General features: G+C 73.5%; 13 protein-coding genes and 1 tRNA gene. 12 read left to right on the top strand and 2 right to left on the bottom strand.

The features are described from left to right. Positions 1-418: 418 nt before the first annotated feature. On the top strand, positions 419-700 hold the full coding sequence (locus ACWCV9_RS35900) for an HU family DNA-binding protein (RefSeq protein WP_023550134.1): 282 nt from the start codon (positions 419-421) through the stop codon (positions 698-700). Positions 701-825: 125 nt separating this feature from the next. On the opposite strand, the gene murA is transcribed toward ACWCV9_RS35900, so the two are convergent. Continuing rightward, positions 826-2,166 carry a UDP-N-acetylglucosamine 1-carboxyvinyltransferase gene (murA, locus tag ACWCV9_RS35895; protein ID WP_450792996.1) on the bottom strand — a complete coding sequence of 447 codons (1,341 nt, stop codon included), beginning with the start codon at positions 2,164-2,166 and terminating at the stop codon, positions 826-828. A 278-nt stretch (positions 2,167-2,444) separates the two neighbouring features. On the opposite strand from murA, the gene ACWCV9_RS35890 reads away from it, so the two are divergent. The 8 genes from ACWCV9_RS35890 to ACWCV9_RS35855 all read left to right on the top strand — a co-directional run bounded on the left by ACWCV9_RS35890 (position 2,445) and on the right by ACWCV9_RS35855 (position 11,894). Beyond that, a complete protein-coding gene (locus ACWCV9_RS35890) occupies positions 2,445-3,017 on the top strand; it encodes a YqgE/AlgH family protein (protein WP_450792994.1) in 573 nt (190 codons plus the stop codon). Between the two features lie 29 nt (positions 3,018-3,046). After that, on the top strand, positions 3,047-3,331 hold the full coding sequence (locus ACWCV9_RS35885) for a DUF3039 domain-containing protein (protein ID WP_030610517.1): 285 nt from the start codon (positions 3,047-3,049) through the stop codon (positions 3,329-3,331). A 188-nt stretch (positions 3,332-3,519) separates the two neighbouring features. After that, positions 3,520-5,190 (top strand): beta-N-acetylhexosaminidase, encoded by a 1,671-nt coding sequence (locus tag ACWCV9_RS35880; protein ID WP_450792992.1) that lies wholly within the window; start codon positions 3,520-3,522, stop codon positions 5,188-5,190. 252 nt (positions 5,191-5,442) lie between these two features. Next, the gene (locus tag ACWCV9_RS35875; protein ID WP_450792990.1) at positions 5,443-6,336 is read left to right on the top strand and encodes an FAD binding domain-containing protein; all 894 of its coding nucleotides are present in this window, start codon (positions 5,443-5,445) and stop codon (positions 6,334-6,336) included. Then, complete coding sequence (locus ACWCV9_RS35870; RefSeq protein ID WP_450792988.1) at positions 6,333-8,189, top strand: 2Fe-2S iron-sulfur cluster-binding protein; 1,857 nt, start codon at positions 6,333-6,335, stop codon at positions 8,187-8,189. Before ACWCV9_RS35875 ends, ACWCV9_RS35870 begins: the two co-directional genes overlap by 4 nt. Beyond that, positions 8,186-10,492 carry a xanthine dehydrogenase family protein molybdopterin-binding subunit gene (locus ACWCV9_RS35865; protein WP_450792986.1) on the top strand — a complete coding sequence of 769 codons (2,307 nt, stop codon included), beginning with the start codon at positions 8,186-8,188 and terminating at the stop codon, positions 10,490-10,492. Before ACWCV9_RS35870 ends, ACWCV9_RS35865 begins: the two co-directional genes overlap by 4 nt. After that, entirely contained in the window at positions 10,489-10,614 is a 126-nt protein-coding gene (locus tag ACWCV9_RS35860) for a hypothetical protein (RefSeq protein WP_385843589.1), read from the top strand. The genes ACWCV9_RS35865 and ACWCV9_RS35860 overlap by 4 nt, the downstream gene beginning before the upstream one ends. 122 nt (positions 10,615-10,736) lie before the next feature. After that, positions 10,737-11,894, top strand: a complete 1,158-nt coding sequence (locus tag ACWCV9_RS35855; RefSeq protein WP_450792983.1) for an SUKH-4 family immunity protein — start codon at positions 10,737-10,739, stop codon at positions 11,892-11,894. A gap of 22 nt (positions 11,895-11,916) precedes the next feature. On the opposite strand, the gene ACWCV9_RS35850 is transcribed toward ACWCV9_RS35855, so the two are convergent. Continuing rightward, positions 11,917-11,991 (bottom strand) — tRNA-Cys (locus ACWCV9_RS35850). Positions 11,992-12,126: 135 nt separating this feature from the next. On the opposite strand from ACWCV9_RS35850, the gene ACWCV9_RS35845 reads away from it, so the two are divergent. The 3 genes from ACWCV9_RS35845 to ACWCV9_RS35835 all read left to right on the top strand — a co-directional run bounded on the left by ACWCV9_RS35845 (position 12,127) and on the right by ACWCV9_RS35835 (position 16,458). Continuing rightward, on the top strand, positions 12,127-13,575 hold the full coding sequence (locus tag ACWCV9_RS35845; RefSeq protein ID WP_450792981.1) for an MFS transporter: 1,449 nt from the start codon (positions 12,127-12,129) through the stop codon (positions 13,573-13,575). Positions 13,576-13,723: 148 nt separating this feature from the next. Continuing rightward, positions 13,724-15,523 carry a DEAD/DEAH box helicase gene (locus ACWCV9_RS35840; protein ID WP_450792979.1) on the top strand — a complete coding sequence of 600 codons (1,800 nt, stop codon included), beginning with the start codon at positions 13,724-13,726 and terminating at the stop codon, positions 15,521-15,523. Between the two features lie 293 nt (positions 15,524-15,816). Continuing rightward, entirely contained in the window at positions 15,817-16,458 is a 642-nt protein-coding gene (locus ACWCV9_RS35835; RefSeq protein WP_385843595.1) for an IclR family transcriptional regulator, read from the top strand. Positions 16,459-16,503 lie beyond the last annotated feature (45 nt).

Here is a 16,503-nt window from a genome sequence, read left to right as displayed (position 1 = left end):
GACGTGGTCGGCGAGGACGAGCTGAACCCGAACTACATCATCCCCAGCGTCTTCAACGACAAGGTCGCGGGCGCCGTCGCCGGAGCCGTCCGCGAGGCCGCGAAGGCCGCGGGCGCGACCGTCTAGCCGGCACGTGCGTCACCGGACAGGGGCTGTGAGGATCACCACGGCAGCCCCTGCTTCGGCGCGTCGCGCAACCGGCGGTTGCCGTACGCCCTCTAGTGTGGCGACGATCAGGCGCTTTTCGTGTGACTCCCCAGGGTGTTCTCACGACTCCTACGGGTGCCGGATTGGCTTTCCCGCCGCAGGTAGGGGCAGGATGCGTCCCTGGGCGCGAGCGCATCGGCATCGCAGTGCCTACTATGCGGCCCTGCCGCTTGGCACACCCCAACGGCAAGAAAAACACGGGAGTAACAACATGAACCGCAGTGAGCTGGTGGCCGCGCTGGCCGACCGCGCCGAGGTGACCCGCAAGGACGCCGACGCCGTGCTGGCCGCGTTCGCCGAGACCGTCGGCGAGATCGTCGCCAAGGGCGACGAGAAGGTCACCATCCCCGGCTTCCTGACCTTCGAGCGCACCCACCGTGCCGCTCGCACCGCGCGCAACCCGCAGACCGGCGAGCCGATCAACATCCCCGCCGGCTACAGCGTGAAGGTCACCGCGGGCAGCAAGCTCAAGGAAGCGGCCAAGGGCAAGTAAGCGCTCCGCTTCGAGCGCTCAGGTCACCGGAGCGCCGTTCCGCCGAGCGCCGTGCGTGACCGAAGACGTCGAAAGGGCGGCCCCCTCAGCGTGAGGGAGGCCGCCCTTCTGGCGTTTTCGTGGGGTCAGCCGAGCGCCTTGCCCGGGAGCTCCACCTTCGCGCCGAGTTCCACGAGCTTCTCCATGAAGTTCTCGTAGCCGCGGTTGATCAGGTCGATGCCGTGGACCCGGGACGTGCCCTCGGCCGCCAGGGCCGCGATGAGGTACGAGAAGCCGCCCCGCAGGTCGGGGATGACCAGGTCGGCGCCCTGGAGCTTGGTCGGGCCGGAGACGACCGCGGAGTGCAGGAAGTTCCGCTGGCCGAAGCGGCAGTCGGAGCCGCCCAGGCACTCGCGGTAGAGCTGGATGTGCGCGCCCATCTGGTTCAGGGCCGAGGTGAAGCCGAGGCGCGACTCGTAGACCGTCTCGTGGATGATGGACAGCCCGGTGGCCTGGGTGAGCGCCACGACCAGCGGCTGCTGCCAGTCGGTCTGGAAACCGGGGTGCACGTCCGTCTCCAGCGCGATGGACTTCAGCTGGCCGCCGGGGTGCCAGAAGCGGATGCCCTCGTCGTCGATCTCGAAGGCGCCGCCCACCTTGCGGTAGGTGTTCAGGAACGTCATCATCGAGCGCTGCTGGGCGCCGCGGACGTAGATGTTGCCGTTGGTGGCGAGCGCGGCGGACGCCCAGGAGGCGGCCTCCAGGCGGTCCGAGAGGGCCCGGTGGGTGTAGCCGCCGAGTTTGTCCACACCGGTGATGCGGATCGTCCGGTCGGTGTCCATCGCGATGATCGCGCCCATCTTCTGCAACACGCAGATGAGGTCCTCGATCTCCGGCTCGACGGCCGCGTTGGACAGCTCGGTGACGCCCTCGGCCAGGACGGCCGTGAGCAGCACCTGCTCGGTCGCGCCGACCGACGGGTAGGGCAGCCGGATCTTCGTGCCGCGCAGGCCCTTCGGGGCCTCCAGATACTGGCCGTCGGCGCGCTTCTCGATGGTCGCGCCGAACTGCCGCAGCACGTCGAAGTGGAAGTCGATCGGCCGGCCGCCGATGTCGCAGCCGCCGAGGCCCGGGATGAACGCGTGGCCGAGACGGTGCAGCAGGGGGCCGCAGAACAGGATCGGGATCCGGCTGGAACCCGCGTGGGCATCGATGTCAGCGACGTTGGCGCTCTCGACGTACGTCGGGTCGAGCACCAGCTCGCCGGGTTCCTCGCCCGGACGGACCGTCACTCCGTGCAGCTGGAGCAGGCCGCGGACGACCCGGACGTCACGGATGTCGGGAACGTTGCGCAGTCGGCTCGGACCGCTGCCCAGCAGGGCTGCGACCATGGCCTTCGGCACGAGGTTCTTCGCACCGCGGACACGGATCTCGCCCTCCAGCGGGGTTCCGCCGTGGACAAGCAGGACATCGTCGTTGACGGTCATGAATCTCGCGTTCCGATGAGTTGGTCAGGGGCCGGCCGATCACTGTGCGCAGGGGCCGGAGAGACAGGGTAATCGCCGATCACCCTCCGGTCGTAAGCCCGAGGACCAACCAGCCATGTCATAGCTGTGTCACAACACGAACGGTTCCTTATCGGGCACATGGGGTCACCGGAATCCCGTGTGCGCCCGGGATGCCTCCCCGCGCCCTGAGCTGCGGCCCCCTGAATGCCCCCGGATGGGCTCCCCACCGCGGGGCAAGATGCGGGATCATGTCTGGCATGACCGAGGTGTCCTCGCTCACAGGGCGGCTGCTCGTGGCCACGCCCGCCCTGGCGGACCCCAACTTCGACCGCGCGGTGGTGCTCCTTCTCGACCACGACGAGGAGGGCTCCCTCGGTGTCGTCCTCAACCGCCCCACCCCGGTGGACGTCGGCGACATCCTGGAGGGCTGGGCCGATCTCACCGGCGAGCCCGGTGTCGTCTTCCAGGGCGGCCCCGTCTCGCTGGACTCGGCGCTGGGCGTCGCGGTCATCCCGGGCGGCGCGCAGGAAGACCACGCCCCGCTGGGCTGGCGGCGGGTGCACGGCGCGATCGGGGTGGTCGACCTGGAGGCCCCGCCCGAACTGCTCGCCTCCGCCCTCGGCTCGCTGCGGATCTTCGCCGGGTACGCCGGCTGGGGCCCGGGCCAGCTGGAGGACGAACTGGTCGAGGGCGCGTGGTACGTGGTCGAGTCGGAGCCCGGGGACGTCTCCTCGCCGGCCCCCGAGCGGCTCTGGCGGGAGGTGCTGCGCCGCCAGCGCAACGAGTTGGCGATGGTGGCGACGTACCCGGACGACCCTTCGCTCAACTGATGCGTGTGAGCTTCAGTACCCTTGGCGATATGAGCACTCTCGAGCCCGAGCGCGGGACTGGTACGGGGACCCTCGTAGAGCCGACGCCACAGGTGTCCCACGGTGACGGCGACCACGAGCGCTTCGCCCACTACGTCCAGAAGGACAAGATCATGGCGAGCGCCCTCGACGGCACCCCCGTCGTGGCGCTCTGCGGCAAGGTCTGGGTGCCGGGCCGTGACCCGAAGAAGTACCCCGTGTGCCCCATGTGCAAGGAGATCTACGAGTCCATGGGCAGCGGCGGCGACGACAAGGGCAAGGGCGGCGACAAGTAGCCGTCCGGCCTCGGCCGGAGACTTCCGGCCGGTCCAGGTTTCCGAGGCCCCCGGGATGCGTCAGGTGTGCGTCCCGGGGGCCTTTGCGCGCGTGCGGCGCGAAGTGGTTCAGACCTCTTGTCGCGGGGGTGCGGGGTCCGTAGTGTCCCGGCCGACACGCCAAGCCCCAGGACCGAAGGGCCGATGCCATGAGCGACCGCAGCCGCTTCCCGGAACCCGAGGTGGCGCTGATCCCGGCACCCGCCCGGGTCACGGCCTCGCTGCCCGGCGGCGGCACCGGGTTCGTCCTGGACGCCGGCACCGAGATCGAGACCGGCGAGGGCACCGAGCGGGTCGCCCGCTGGCTGCGCGCGACCGTCGGCGCCGCGACCGGGCTGCCCCTCGCACCGCACCGCGACAGCGGCTCGCGCGTCCTGCTGCGGATCATCCCCTCGCTCGCGGACGAGCTGGGCGGCGACGAGGGCTACCGGCTGTGCGCCGACGGGTATCTCGTCGCCATCGACGGCGCGAGCGAGACCGGCCTGTTCTGGGGCGCGCAGACCTTCCGGCAGCTGCTCGGGCCGGAGGCCTTCCGGCGCGCCCCGGTCTCCGGACGGCGACAGTGGGAGGTCCCCGCCGTCACCGTCCACGACGCGCCCCGCTTCGGCTGGCGCGGGCTGCTGCTCGACGTCGCCCGGCACTTCATGCCCAAGGACGGCGTGCTGCGCTACCTGGACCTGATGGCCGCGCACAAACTCAACGTCTTCCACTTCCATCTGACGGACGACCAGGGCTGGCGCATCGAGATCAGGCGCCATCCGAAACTGACCGAAACCGGCTCCTGGCGGGCGCGGACGAAATTCGGCCACCGGGCCTCACCGCTGTGGGAGGAGAAGCCGCACGGCGGCTACTACACCCAGGACGACATCCGGGAGATCGTCGCCTACGCCGCCGAGCGGCACATCACCGTCGTCCCGGAGATCGACGTACCGGGACATTCACAGGCCGCCATCGCCGCGTACCCGGAACTCGGCAACACCGACGTCGTCGACACCACCGCCCTCTCCGTCTGGGACACCTGGGGGATCTCCGCCAACGTACTGGCTCCCACCGACACCACCCTGCGGTTCTACGAGGGGGTGTTCGAGGAAATCCTGGAACTGTTCCCTTCACGGTTCATCCACATCGGCGGCGACGAGTGCCGCAAGGACCAGTGGCGCGACTCGGTGACCGCCAAGACCCGCATGGCCGCCCTCGGGCTCGCCGACGAGGACGAGCTCCAGTCCTGGTTCGTCCGGCACTTCGACAGCTGGCTCGCCGCGCGCGGGCGGCGGCTCATCGGCTGGGACGAGATCCTGGAGGGCGGCCTCGCCCCGGGCGCCGCGGTCTCCTCCTGGCGCGGATACGGCGGTGGCGTCGCGGCCGCGCGCGCGGGGCACGACGTCGTGATGTGCCCGGAGCAATTCGTGTATCTGGATCATCGTCAGGCCCCCGGCGACGACGAACCGGTGCCCATCGGCTTCGTGCGCACGCTGGAGGACGTCTACCGGTTCGAGCCCGTCCCGCACGGCCTCACCGAGGCGGAGGCCGGGCGGGTGCTGGGCACCCAGGCCAACGTGTGGACCGAGGTCCTGGAGGACAGCGCGCGCGTGGACTACCAGGCCTTCCCACGGCTCGCGGCCTTCGCCGAGGTGGCCTGGAGCCGGCTGCCCGCCCCGGCGGAACGGGACTTCGCCGGCTTCGAGCGCCGTATGACCGCCCACTACGCACGGCTCGACGCCCTGGGCGTCGGCTACCGGCCACCCACCGGTCCCCGGCCGTGGCAGAGGCGCCCCGGTGTACCCGGCCGCCCGATCGAGGGACCGCCGCCGCACAGGTGACCGGTGACTCCGGCTGCTCGAACAGGTGGGGAAAAAGACCCCAAGTGTCACCGAAGAGTGGCAATCGGAACGCACCGGTGATGCCGTGTGAAACCGGACCAACTCCCCGATGAGGTGGGCGAACGCCTCCTGGTGGACCCCCGCGTTCGGGCCTCGCGAAGATGTGCCAGAGTTGCCACGTCCGCCCTGTCAGCACGTACCGTACGGCAACACAGGCGGGACCAGGTGGGGCAGCGGGAAGGGGCAGCCGGTTTGACCACGCACGCACCGCAGGCGGCGCAGGCCGTCACGCTGCCCACGACGCTGGACGAGGCGGTGGCGGCCCTCGCCGCCATGCCCGCCGCGGTCCCCGTCGCGGGCGGCACCGACCTCATGGCCGCCGTCAACTCCGGCCAGCTCAGGCCCGCCGCGCTGGTGGGGCTCGGGCGGATCAGCGAGATCCGCGGCTGGCAGTACCAGGACGGCCACGCACTGCTCGGCGCGGGGCTCACGCACGCGCGGATGGGCCGCCCCGACTTCGCGGCCCTGATCCCGGCGCTCGCCGCCGCCGCGCGCGCGGCCGGCCCCCCGCACATCCGCAACGCGGGCACCCTGGGCGGCAACATCGCCTCGGCCGCCCCCACCGGTGACGCGCTGCCCGTGCTCGCCGCGCTGGAGGCGACGGTGATCGTCGCGGGCGCGGGCGGGGCCCGCCGGGAGATCCCCGTCTCGCACCTGCTGGCCGGCGTGGACATGCTGCGCGGCGGTGAACTCATCGGCTTCGTGCGGGTACCGCTGCTGCACGCCCCGCAGGTCTTCCTGAAGGCGACCGGACGCACCGGCCCGGGCCGCGCGCTGGCCTCGGTGGCCCTCGTCCTGGACCCGGCGCGGCGCGGGGTGCGGTGCGCGGTCGGTGCCATAGCGCCGATGCCGCTGCGGCCGCTGGAGGCCGAGCAGTGGGTCGCGCGGCTCATCGACTGGGACAACGACCGTGCGCTGGTCCCGGAGGCCCTCCAGGCCTTCGGCGAGTACGTCGCCGCGGCCTGCATCCCCGACCCGGCACCGGAACCGGACGGCACCGTCAGCCCGCTGCCGCCCGCCGTACTGCACCTGCGGCGCACCGTCGCCGCGCTGGCCCGACGAGCACTGGGGAGGGCGCTGTCGTGACCGACGACCAGCACGCAGAGGGCACGTCCCAGGGCGGCGGCCGCTGGGACCCGCTGCCCCAGGGCGACTACGACGACGGCGCCACCGCCTTCGTCAAGCTCCCCGAGGGCGGCATCGACGCCCTGCTGGCCGGCGACAGCCCGCTGGCCGCACCGGGCCACGGCTATGTGCCGCCGCGGATAACACCCGGCCACGCCGACGCCGCCCCGGCTGCCTGGCCCGCGCCCGAGGCCGCCCAGTGGCCCGACCCGGGCGCCCCGCAGACGCAGGCCCACGGGCAGCCCGAGGCGCAGCCGCCGGGCGCGGACGACCGGTTCACCTACCACCCCGGCGCCACCCAGCACTGGACCTTCGAGGAGCCCGCGGCCCCGGCCGCGCCGGGGCACGACGTCACCGGTCAGTGGTCCATCCCGGTCGCGGGCGGCGACCTCCCCGACGAGTCGGGCGAGTACACCACGTCCTCGCTGGTCGAGCAGTGGGGCGGGACCCCGCCGGCCACCCTGCCCGGCGGCGCGCCGGCCCCCTGGGCGACGGACGGCACGGGCCACTCCTGGGGCCACCCGGCGGGCGACACCGCGGCACCGGAGGCGTACGGGCACACGGCCGAGGAGCAGTACGGGCACCCGGTCCCCGGCCCGGGTGACACGCTCGGCGGCGCGGACCCGGCGGAACACGCGGAACAGGCGGACGGCTCCGGCGAGTTCGCCGTCCCCGCGGAGCAGCACACCGAGTACGCCGCCCCCGCCGTACCCACCGAGCAGCACACCGAGCCCGCCGAGCAGCACGCCGAGCCCGTCGCCGACCCGACCGCCGCGCACGCGCCCGCTCCCGCCGACGCCCACGCTCCGGTCGACGCCCACGCCCCCGCGCAGGCCCCGGAGGGCCCCGCGGACGCCCCCGCGGGCCACGAGGAGCCCGCGCCGCACGCCGCCGTACCGGAGGCCGCCGAGGAGGCGACCGGGGGAGCGGCGGAGGCAGCGGCCGGAGAAGCCGGCGAGGCGCACGAGGCCGACGCAGCGGCAGACGCCGACGCCGCGGATCTCCCCGCGCACCCGGAGCCGGAGCCCGAGGCGCCCGCAGCGGAAACCGACGCAGAGGCCGCCGTACCCCTGCCGCCGCACGACGACCACCCCCTCGCCTCCTACGTCCTGCGGGTCAACGGCGCCGACCGGCCCGTCACCGACGCCTGGATCGGCGAGTCGCTGCTGTACGTGCTGCGCGAGCGGCTCGGGCTCGCCGGCGCCAAGGACGGCTGCTCGCAGGGCGAGTGCGGAGCCTGCAACGTCCAGGTGGACGGCCGGCTGGTCGCCTCCTGCCTGGTCCCGGCGGTCACCGCGGCCGGCAGCGAGGTGCGCACGGTCGAGGGCCTGGCCGCCGACGGACACCCCTCCGACGTGCAGCGCGCGCTCGCCCGCTGCGGTGCCGTCCAGTGCGGCTTCTGTGTGCCCGGCATGGCGATGACCGTGCACGACCTGCTGGAGGGCAACCCCGCGCCGACCGAGCTGGAGACCCGGCAGGCCCTGTGCGGAAACCTGTGCCGCTGCACCGGCTACCGGGGGGTGCTGGACGCCGTCCGGGAGGTCGTCGCCGAACGCGAGGCCGCGCACGCCGGCACCGGGACGGACGCCGACGAGGCGCGCATCCCGCACCAGGCGGGCCCCGGCGCCGGTGGCGTCAACCCGTCGGCGTTCGAGGCGCCCGGCGCCTTCGACACCCCGCAGACCGCCGCACCCGGCGGGTATCCGGAGCCGCACGGCGGCTACGCCGACACGCCCGCCTACGGCACCCCGGGACCGCAGGACCCGAACCCACCGCACGACCCGCACTACGGCCAGGACGGAGGCCAGGGGTGAGCAACGAAGCCGGCATCGCGACCACCGCCGCGGACCCCGCCCCCGCCGCCGAGCCCGCGCCGCACGGCCTCGGCGCCTCGCTGCCGCACGCCGACGCCCGCGCCAAGACCGAGGGCACCTTCCCGTACGCGGCCGACCTGTGGGCCGAGGGCCTGCTGTGGGCGGCCGTGCTGCGCTCCCCGCACGCGCACGCGCGCATCGTCTCCATCGACACCACGCACGCGCGGGAGATGCCCGGCGTACGGGCCGTCATCACGCACGAGGACGTCCCCGGCACCCCGCGCCACGGCCGGGGCACGCCGGACCGGCCGGTGTTCGCCTCCGACGTCGTACGCCACCACGGCGAGCCCATCGCCGCCGTGGCCGCCGACCACCCCGACACCGCGCGGATGGCGGCGGCGGCCGTCATCGTCGAGTACGAGGTGCTCGAACCGGTGACCGACCCGGAGCACGCCTTCGAGGCCGAGCCGCTGCACCCGGACGGCAACCTGATCCGGCACATCCCGCTGCACCACGGCGACCCGGCGGCGACCGGCGAGACCGTGGTCGAGGGCCTGTACCGGATCGGCCGCCAGGACCCGGCGCCCATCGGCGCCGAGGCCGGACTCGCCGTACCGCGCCCCGACGGGGGCGTCGAGCTGTATCTGGCCTCCACCGACCCGCACACCGACCGCAACACGGCCGCCGCCTGCTACGGGCTGCCGCCGGAGCGGGTGAAGATCGTGGTCACCGGTGTGCCCGGCGCCACCGCGGACCGCGAGGACCAGGGCTTCCAGCTGCCGCTCGGGCTGCTCGCGCTGAAGACCGGCTGCCCGGTGAAGCTCACGGCGACCCGCGAGGAGTCCTTCCTCGGCCACGCCCACCGCCATCCGACGCTGCTCAGGTACCGCCACCACGCGGACGCCGAGGGCAAGCTGGTCAAGGTGGAGGCGCAGATCCTGCTCGACGCGGGCGCGTACGCCGACACCTCCGCCGAGGCGCTGGCCGCCGCCGTCTCCTTCGCGTGCGGCCCGTACGTCGTGCCGAACGCGTTCATCGAGGGCTGGGCCGTGCGCACCAACAACCCGCCCTCCGGCCATGTCCGCGGCGAGGGCGCCATGCAGGTGTGCGCGGCCTACGAGGCGCAGATGGACAAGCTGGCGAAGAAGCTGGGCCTGGACCCGGCCGAACTGCGGCTGCGCAACGTCCTCGCGACCGGGGACGTCCTGCCGATCGGCCAGACGGTCACCTGCCCGGCGCCGGTCGCCGAACTCCTCCAGGCCGTCCGCGACTTCCCGCTCCCCGAGCTGCCCAAGGACACCCCCGAGGAGGAGTGGCTGCTGCCCGGCGGCCCCGAGGGCGCGGGCGAGCCGGGCGCGGTCCGGCGGGGCGTCGGCTACGGCCTCGGCATGGTGCACATGCTCGGTGCGGAGGGCGCCGACGAGGTGTCCACCGCGACCGTCAAGGTGCACGACGGCGTGGCGACCGTGCTGTGCGCGGCCGTGGAGACCGGCCAGGGCTTCACCACCCTGGCCCGGCAGATCGTCCAGGAGACCCTCGGCGTCGAGGAGGTCCACGTCGCCCCGGTCGACACCGACCAGCCGCCGGCGGGCGCGGGCTGCCGGGGCCGGCACACCTGGGTGTCGGGCGGTGCGGTGGAGCGGGCCGCGAAGATGGTCCGCACGCAGCTCCTCCAGCCGCTGGCGCACACCTTCGGCATGTCCACCGAGCTGCTCCAGATCTCCGACGGCAAGATCACGTCGTACGACGGGGTGCTGTCGACCACCGTCGCCGAGGCGATGGAGGGCAAGGAGCTGTGGGCCACGGCCCAGTGCCGGCCGCACCCGACCGAGCCGCTGGACGCGGCCGGCCAGGGTGACGCCTTCGTGGGGCTCGCCTTCTGCGCGATCCGCGCGGTGGTGGACGTCGACGTCGAGCTGGGCTCGGTGCGGGTGGTGGAGCTGGCGGTCGCCCAGGATGTCGGCCGGGTGCTCAACCCGGCCCAGCTGGCGGCCCGGATCGAGGCGGGCGTCACCCAGGGGGTCGGTATCGCGCTCACCGAGAACCTGCGCACCCCGCGCGGACTGATCCGCCACCCCGACCTCACCGGATACGCGCTGCCGACCGCCCTGGACGCGCCGGACATCCGGATCGTCAAGCTGGTCGAGGAGCGGGACGTGGTCGCCCCGTTCGGCGCCAAGTCGGTCAGCGCGGTGCCGGTGGTGACCGCACCGGCGGCCATCGCCTCCGCCGTCCGCGCGGCCACCGGCCGCCCGGTCAACCGTCTCCCGATCCGACCCCAGGCCGCGGTGGTGACCCAGTGAGCAGCCCGCAGGACGAACCCCGCTACGAACCCCCGCCCAGCATCGGCAAGCTGGTGGTGTGGGTCCTGGTCTTCGTACTGGCGGCGCTGGCCGTCGTCCTCGGCGGGATCTACTTCACCTGACCCGCGGGCAACGCCCCGGGGCCCTTCGACGTCCTCCTCCGTGCGGGCCGTTGTCAGTGGGGCGGCGTAGTGTGCTGAAGCGAGGGAGCACCTGCCCGTACGGGGAAGATCGCGGGGGAGCGATGAGTACGACCGATGCCGGGGTCACGGCCATCACGCTGACCGAGGCGGAGCTGGGCCGCCATGTCACCCATGCGCCGACCCGCGGCCTGCTCACCGGCCCCGGACTGCCGCCGGGCGCCGACCTGGTGACCTTCTCCCCGCTGCGCGCGAACGGGCTGCGCAGACTCGCCGACGCCACGGAGGGGCCGTTCCGGGTGGCGGAGGAGCTGCGCGACCGCCTGGTGATCGGTGAACTCCTGCACCCCGCAGGCATGGCCCGCGAGTCGGTGCTGCTCGACGGCGACACCGGCGAGCTGACCACGGCCTGCCTCGTCGGCCCGCCCGCCCCGCGCCCCTTCGCCCCCTCCCTGGACACCCTGCTGCGGTTCGCCGCGGTCACCGAGGAACTCGCCGGGCTGCGCGGCCGGTTCGCCTCCCTCGCCGGGCGGTACGGCCTGGCGGTGGCGGCCGAGGCGACGCGCCGGCTGCTCGCCCTGTTCGCGGAGGGCGCGGACGGCTCGGTCCCGCCGTACTGGAAGGCGGCGGCCCTGATCCGCCCGCTGGCCCTCGCCGCCGGGCCGGGCACCGGTTCCGGCCTCACCCTGGACGTCCCGGCGCGGCTGCTGGACCAGGAGTTCGGGCACGGCCGGGTGGCCCGGTTCGAGGAGGTCGACGTGCCGGTCACGCTCACCCACGAGCCGACGCGCCGCTTCCTGCGCGAGACGGGCCTGCCCGAGGAGGCGGTGGTCTTCCGCACCGACCCGGACACCCCGCTGCGGACCCTGCGGGAGTACGTCACCGAGGAGGGGGCGGACCACCCGCTGTCCGAACTGCCCGCGCACTGCGACCACTTGGTCCGCCTCGGCGGGCTGAGCGGGGGCAACAGCCTGGTGGTCGACGGCAGGACGGGCGCGGTGCTGACCTTCGGCGAGCCGGAGGCGACGCTCTCCCCGCTCAACACCGATGTCTCCACGCTCGCGTTCACGCTGTGGCTGCTGCACCACGAGCGCACCATCGACGAGCACCTGGGCCACGAACTGACGACGGTCGCCTACGACCACCTGGCCGCCGCCATGCTCCACACGCTGGCGGCCGTCGACCCCACCGGCACCCTGCCGGCCACCGGCTGGCACTACTGGACGGAGCTGTTCCAGGACGAGACGGGCGGGGCGCTCTGAGAGACGCCCCGCCCGGTTCGCGTGGAGGCCGTGGCGGGATTCGAACCCACGTAACTCGAGTTGCAGTCGAGCCCCTGAACCACTCGGGCACACGGCCGTGCTGATGGAACGACCGTAGGGCGGGGCGGGGGAGGGGCTCAAGGGAAGCCGGGCCCCTGCAACGGGACTGCCATACGCCGTTCACACAGCGGGACAGCTGTCATATGCCGTTGCGCGCCTTACGCTGGCGGCCATGAGTGCCCTGGAATCCCCTGACGCCGTCGCCGCGGACCGGCCCGCCGAGCCGGACGGCGGCGTGCTGAGTGCGGCCTACCGGGCCCTCAGCGTCGGGATCGTCTCCGTCGTCGTACTGATCGCCTTCGAGGCGACCGCCGTCGGCACCGCGATGCCCGTCGCGGCGCGGGAACTGCACGGAGTGGCGCTCTACGCGTTCGCGTTCTCCGGGTACTTCACGACCAGCCTCTTCGGGATGGTGCTCGCCGGCCAGTGGTCCGACCGGAGGGGCCCGCTGGGCGCGCTCACCACCGGCATCGGCGCCTTCGCGGCGGGGCTGGTGGTCGCCGGGACCGCCCGGGCGATGTGGGTGTTCATCCTCGGCCGGGCCGTGCAGGGGCTCGGCGGCGGGCTGGTGATCGTCGCCCTGTACGTCGTCGTCGGCCGCGCCTACCCGGAACGGCTCCGGCCGGCGATCATGGCGTCCTTCGCCGCGGGCTGGGTGGTGCCGTCCATCGTCGGCCCGCTCGCCTCCGGTGCCGTGACGGAGCACCTGGGCTGGCGCTGGGTCTTCCTCGGCATACCGGTCCTGGTCGTCCTCCCCCTCGCGCTCGCCCTGCCGCAGATACGACGGCGGGCCGCGGGCCCGGTGGCGGGCGGCGGCGCCGGGCCCGCCGCCTTCGACGGGCGCCGCATCCGGCTCGCCCTCGCGATCTCCCTCGGCGCCGGGCTCGTCCAGTACGCCGCCCAGGACCTGCGCCCGCTCTCCCTGCTCCCCGGTCTGGCCGGCGCCGCGCTGCTCGTGCCCGCCGTGCTGGGGCTGCTCCCGCGCGGCACCTACCGGGCGGCGCGCGGCCTGCCGTCCGTCGTGCTGCTGCGCGGGCTGTCCGCGGGGTCGTACATCGCCGCCGAGTCCTTCGTCCCGCTGATGCTGGTCACCCAGCGCGGGCTGTCACCGACGCTCGCCGGGTTCTCGCTGGCCGCGGGCGGCGGCACCTGGGCGCTGGGCTCGTGGGTGCAGTCCCGGCCGCGCATGGCGCCGTACCGGGAGCGGCTGATGACGGTGGGGATGGTGCTGGTCGCCGCCGCGATCGCCGCCGCGCCCGCGGTGCTCGTGCCCGCCGTGCCGGTCTGGAGCACCGCCGTCGCCTGGGGTTTCGGCTGCTTCGGCATGGGCCTGGTGATCTCCTCCACCAGCGTGCTGCTGCTCCGGCTGTCCGCCCCCGAGGAGGCCGGCGCCAACTCCGCGGCCCTCCAGATCTCCGACGCGCTGTCCGACGCGGTCCTCCTCGCGGCCACCGGGGCGGCCTTCGAAGCGCTGGGCGGCGGCAGCGTGACGTCCGCCACGGCGGGCGCGGCCGGGCCGGCGGGCGGCGGCCATCCCGCGGCGTTCGCGGCCGTCTTCCTGCCCATGGCGGCGGTCGCCCTGGTGGGGGCCTGGGTGACCCGGCGGCTGCACGCCCGGTGAGCCCGTGCCCCGGCCGGCCGAGGGCGGGGACAGCTGCTGTGACGTGAGTCCCACCCGGGGGCGACCCGGGCTCGTTCGCGCGTCGACCGGGGCGGGCCGCCGGTAGGGTGGCCCGGTTGCCCTCCCATTCGACCCTCGTACGGAGACCGTGACTACCACCGCCGCCACCTCCACGCACTCCCACCACCTGTCGCCGGCCTTCCCGGGCCGGGCCCCCTGGGGCACCGCCAGCAAGCTGCGTGCCTGGCAGCAGGGAGCGCTCGAGAAGTACGTACAGGAGCAGCCGCGCGACTTCCTCGCCGTGGCCACGCCCGGCGCCGGCAAGACGACCTTCGCGCTGACCCTCGCCTCCTGGCTGCTGCACCACCATGTCGTGCAGCAGATCACCGTGGTCGCGCCCACCGAGCACCTGAAGAAGCAGTGGGCCGAGGCCGCCGCACGGATAGGGATCAAGCTCGATCCCGAGTACAGCGCCGGCCCGCTCGGCCGGGAGTACGACGGCGTCGCCGTCACCTACGCCGGTGTCGGCGTCCGGCCCATGCTGCACCGCAACCGTGTCGAGCAGCGCAAGACGCTCGTCATCCTCGACGAGATCCACCACGCCGGCGACTCCAAGTCCTGGGGCGAGGCCTGCCTGGAGGCGTTCGAGCCCGCCACCCGCCGGCTCGCCCTCACCGGTACGCCCTTCCGCTCCGACACCAACCCCATCCCCTTCGTGACGTACGAGGAGGACAACGCCGGCATCCGGCGGTCCGCCGCCGACTACACCTACGGGTACGGGTCCGCCCTGTCGGACGGGGTCGTCCGGCCGGTGATCTTCCTCAGCTACAGCGGCAACATGCGCTGGCGCACCAAGGCCGGCGACGAGATCGCCGCCCGGCTCGGCGAGCCGATGACCAAGGACGCGGTCAGCCAGGCCTGGCGGACCGCGCTCGATCCGCGCGGCCAGTGGATGCCGAGCGTGCTGCGCGCCGCCGACCAGCGGCTGACCGAGGTCCGCAAGGCGATCCCGGACGCGGGCGCGCTCGTCATCGCCTCCGACCAGGACTCCGCCCGCGCCTACGCCAAGCTGATCCGGGAGATCACCGGTGACCGGGCCACGCTGGTGCTGTCCGACGACGCCGGCGCCTCGAAGCGGATCGACGAGTTCAGCGCCTCGACGGACCGCTGGATGGTCGCGGTGCGCATGGTGTCCGAGGGCGTCGACGTGCCCCGGCTCGCGGTCGGCGTGTACGCCACCACCATCTCCACCCCGCTGTTCTTCGCACAGGCCGTCGGGCGTTTCGTGCGGTCCCGGCGGCGCGGCGAGACCGCGTCCGTGTTCCTGCCGACCGTGCCCGACCTGCTGACCTTCGCCAACGAGATGGAGAAGGAGCGGGACCACGCCCTCGACAAGCCGAAGAAGGAGGGCGAGGAGGACCCGTACGCCGAATCCGAGAAGGAGATGGAGGAGGCGAACAAGCAGCAGGACGAGGACACCGGCGAGCAGGACATGCTGCCCTTCGAGGCGCTGGAGTCCGACGCCGTCTTCGACCGGGTGCTCTACGACGGTGCCGAGTTCGGTATGCAGGCGCACCCGGGGAGCGAGGAGGAGCAGGACTACCTCGGCATCCCGGGGCTGCTGGAGCCGGAGCAGGTGCAGCTGCTGCTCCAGAAGCGGCAGGCCCGGCAGATCGCGCACAGCCGTAAGAAGCCGGACACCGAGGCGGATCTGCTGGAGCTGCCCGCCGAGCGGCGGCCGGTGGTCACGCACAAGGAGCTGATGGAGCTGCGCAAGCAGCTGAACACCATGGTCAGTGCGTACGTCCACCAGAGCGGCAAGCCGCACGGGGTGATCCACACCGAGCTGCGCCGGGTCTGCGGAGGGCCGCCCAGCGCCGAGGCCACGGCGGGGCAGCTGCGGCAGCGGATCGCCAAGGTGCAGGAGTGGGCCACGCGCATGCGGTGACAGGTGGGGAGTTCCTGGGGGGTGGCCGTATCCGGACGAAGTGCGGCAGGCCGGATATCGCCTTGCCCGGATTCTGGACGAACACTTCCGCTGAGCGAACTGCCTTCGCTACTGTCCCGCTACGCACACGCCCCGTGGCAGCGCCGCCGCGGAGCGCAGCCGTGAAGCGACTTGGTCCGGAGCCGCCGGGCCGTCCTGCCGATCGGCGGCCTCTGAAGCGCGTCGCCGACGGGACTCGGTGACGCATCGACCGCTCGGGGGTCGCCGGCCTCACCACCAAAGGAGTGGGCGTCGTGACCGCGGAGACCTCTCAGACGCTCGACCGGGGACTGCGCGTCCTCAAACTGCTGGCCGATACGGACCACGGGCTGACCGTCACCGAGTTGTCCAACAAACTGGGCGTGAACCGGACCGTCGTGTACCGGTTGCTCGCCACCCTGGAGCAGCACGCTCTCATCCGGCGCGACCTGGGCGGGCGAGCCCGGGTCGGGCTGGGGGTGCTGCGGCTGGGCCGCCAGGTGCATCCGCTGGTGCGCGAGGCCGCGCTGCCCGCCCTGCGCTCGCTGGCGGAGGACATCGGTGCGACGGCACACCTGACGCTGGTGGACGGCGCCGAGGCGCTGGCCGTGGCGGTCGTGGAGCCGACCTGGACCGACTACCACGTGGCCTACCGGGCCGGGTTCCGGCATCCGCTGGACCGGGGTGCCGCGGGCCGGGCGATCCTGTCCGCACGGCAGTCGCCGCCCGAGGGCCCGGGCTACACGCTGACCCACGGTGAGCTGGAGACCGGCGCCAGCGGGGCCGCCGCGCCGCTCGTCGGCGTCACCGGCGTCGAGGGCAGTGTGGGCGTGGTGATGCTGGCGGACACCGTCCCGGAGAAGGTGGGGCAGCGGGTGATGGAAGCGGCCCGCGAGGTCGCCGAGGCGCTGCGCTGAGCCGCTGCCCCCGGCTCCGGCCGGGGTGTCACGTAGATTGATCCC

The sequence above is a fragment of the Streptomyces sp. NPDC001606 genome (assembly GCF_053596835.1).
Note: the sequence above shows the minus strand (reverse complement) of the source record. Positions and strands in the feature narration are given on the sequence as shown.

Excerpts from the sequence above, each read along its gene's own strand:
- ACWCV9_RS35845 (WP_450792981.1), top strand. The coding sequence starts at position 12,127 with ATGAGTGCCCTGGAATCCCCTGACGCCGTCGCCGCGGACCGGCCCGCC.
- murA (WP_450792996.1), bottom strand. The coding sequence starts at position 2,166 with ATGACCGTCAACGACGATGTCCTGCTTGTCCACGGCGGAACCCCGCTG.
- ACWCV9_RS35880 (WP_450792992.1), top strand. The coding sequence starts at position 3,520 with ATGAGCGACCGCAGCCGCTTCCCGGAACCCGAGGTGGCGCTGATCCCG.
- ACWCV9_RS35885 (WP_030610517.1), top strand. The coding sequence starts at position 3,047 with ATGAGCACTCTCGAGCCCGAGCGCGGGACTGGTACGGGGACCCTCGTA.
- ACWCV9_RS35855 (WP_450792983.1), top strand. The coding sequence starts at position 10,737 with ATGAGTACGACCGATGCCGGGGTCACGGCCATCACGCTGACCGAGGCG.
- ACWCV9_RS35900 (WP_023550134.1), top strand. The coding sequence starts at position 419 with ATGAACCGCAGTGAGCTGGTGGCCGCGCTGGCCGACCGCGCCGAGGTG.
- ACWCV9_RS35890 (WP_450792994.1), top strand. The coding sequence starts at position 2,445 with ATGACCGAGGTGTCCTCGCTCACAGGGCGGCTGCTCGTGGCCACGCCC.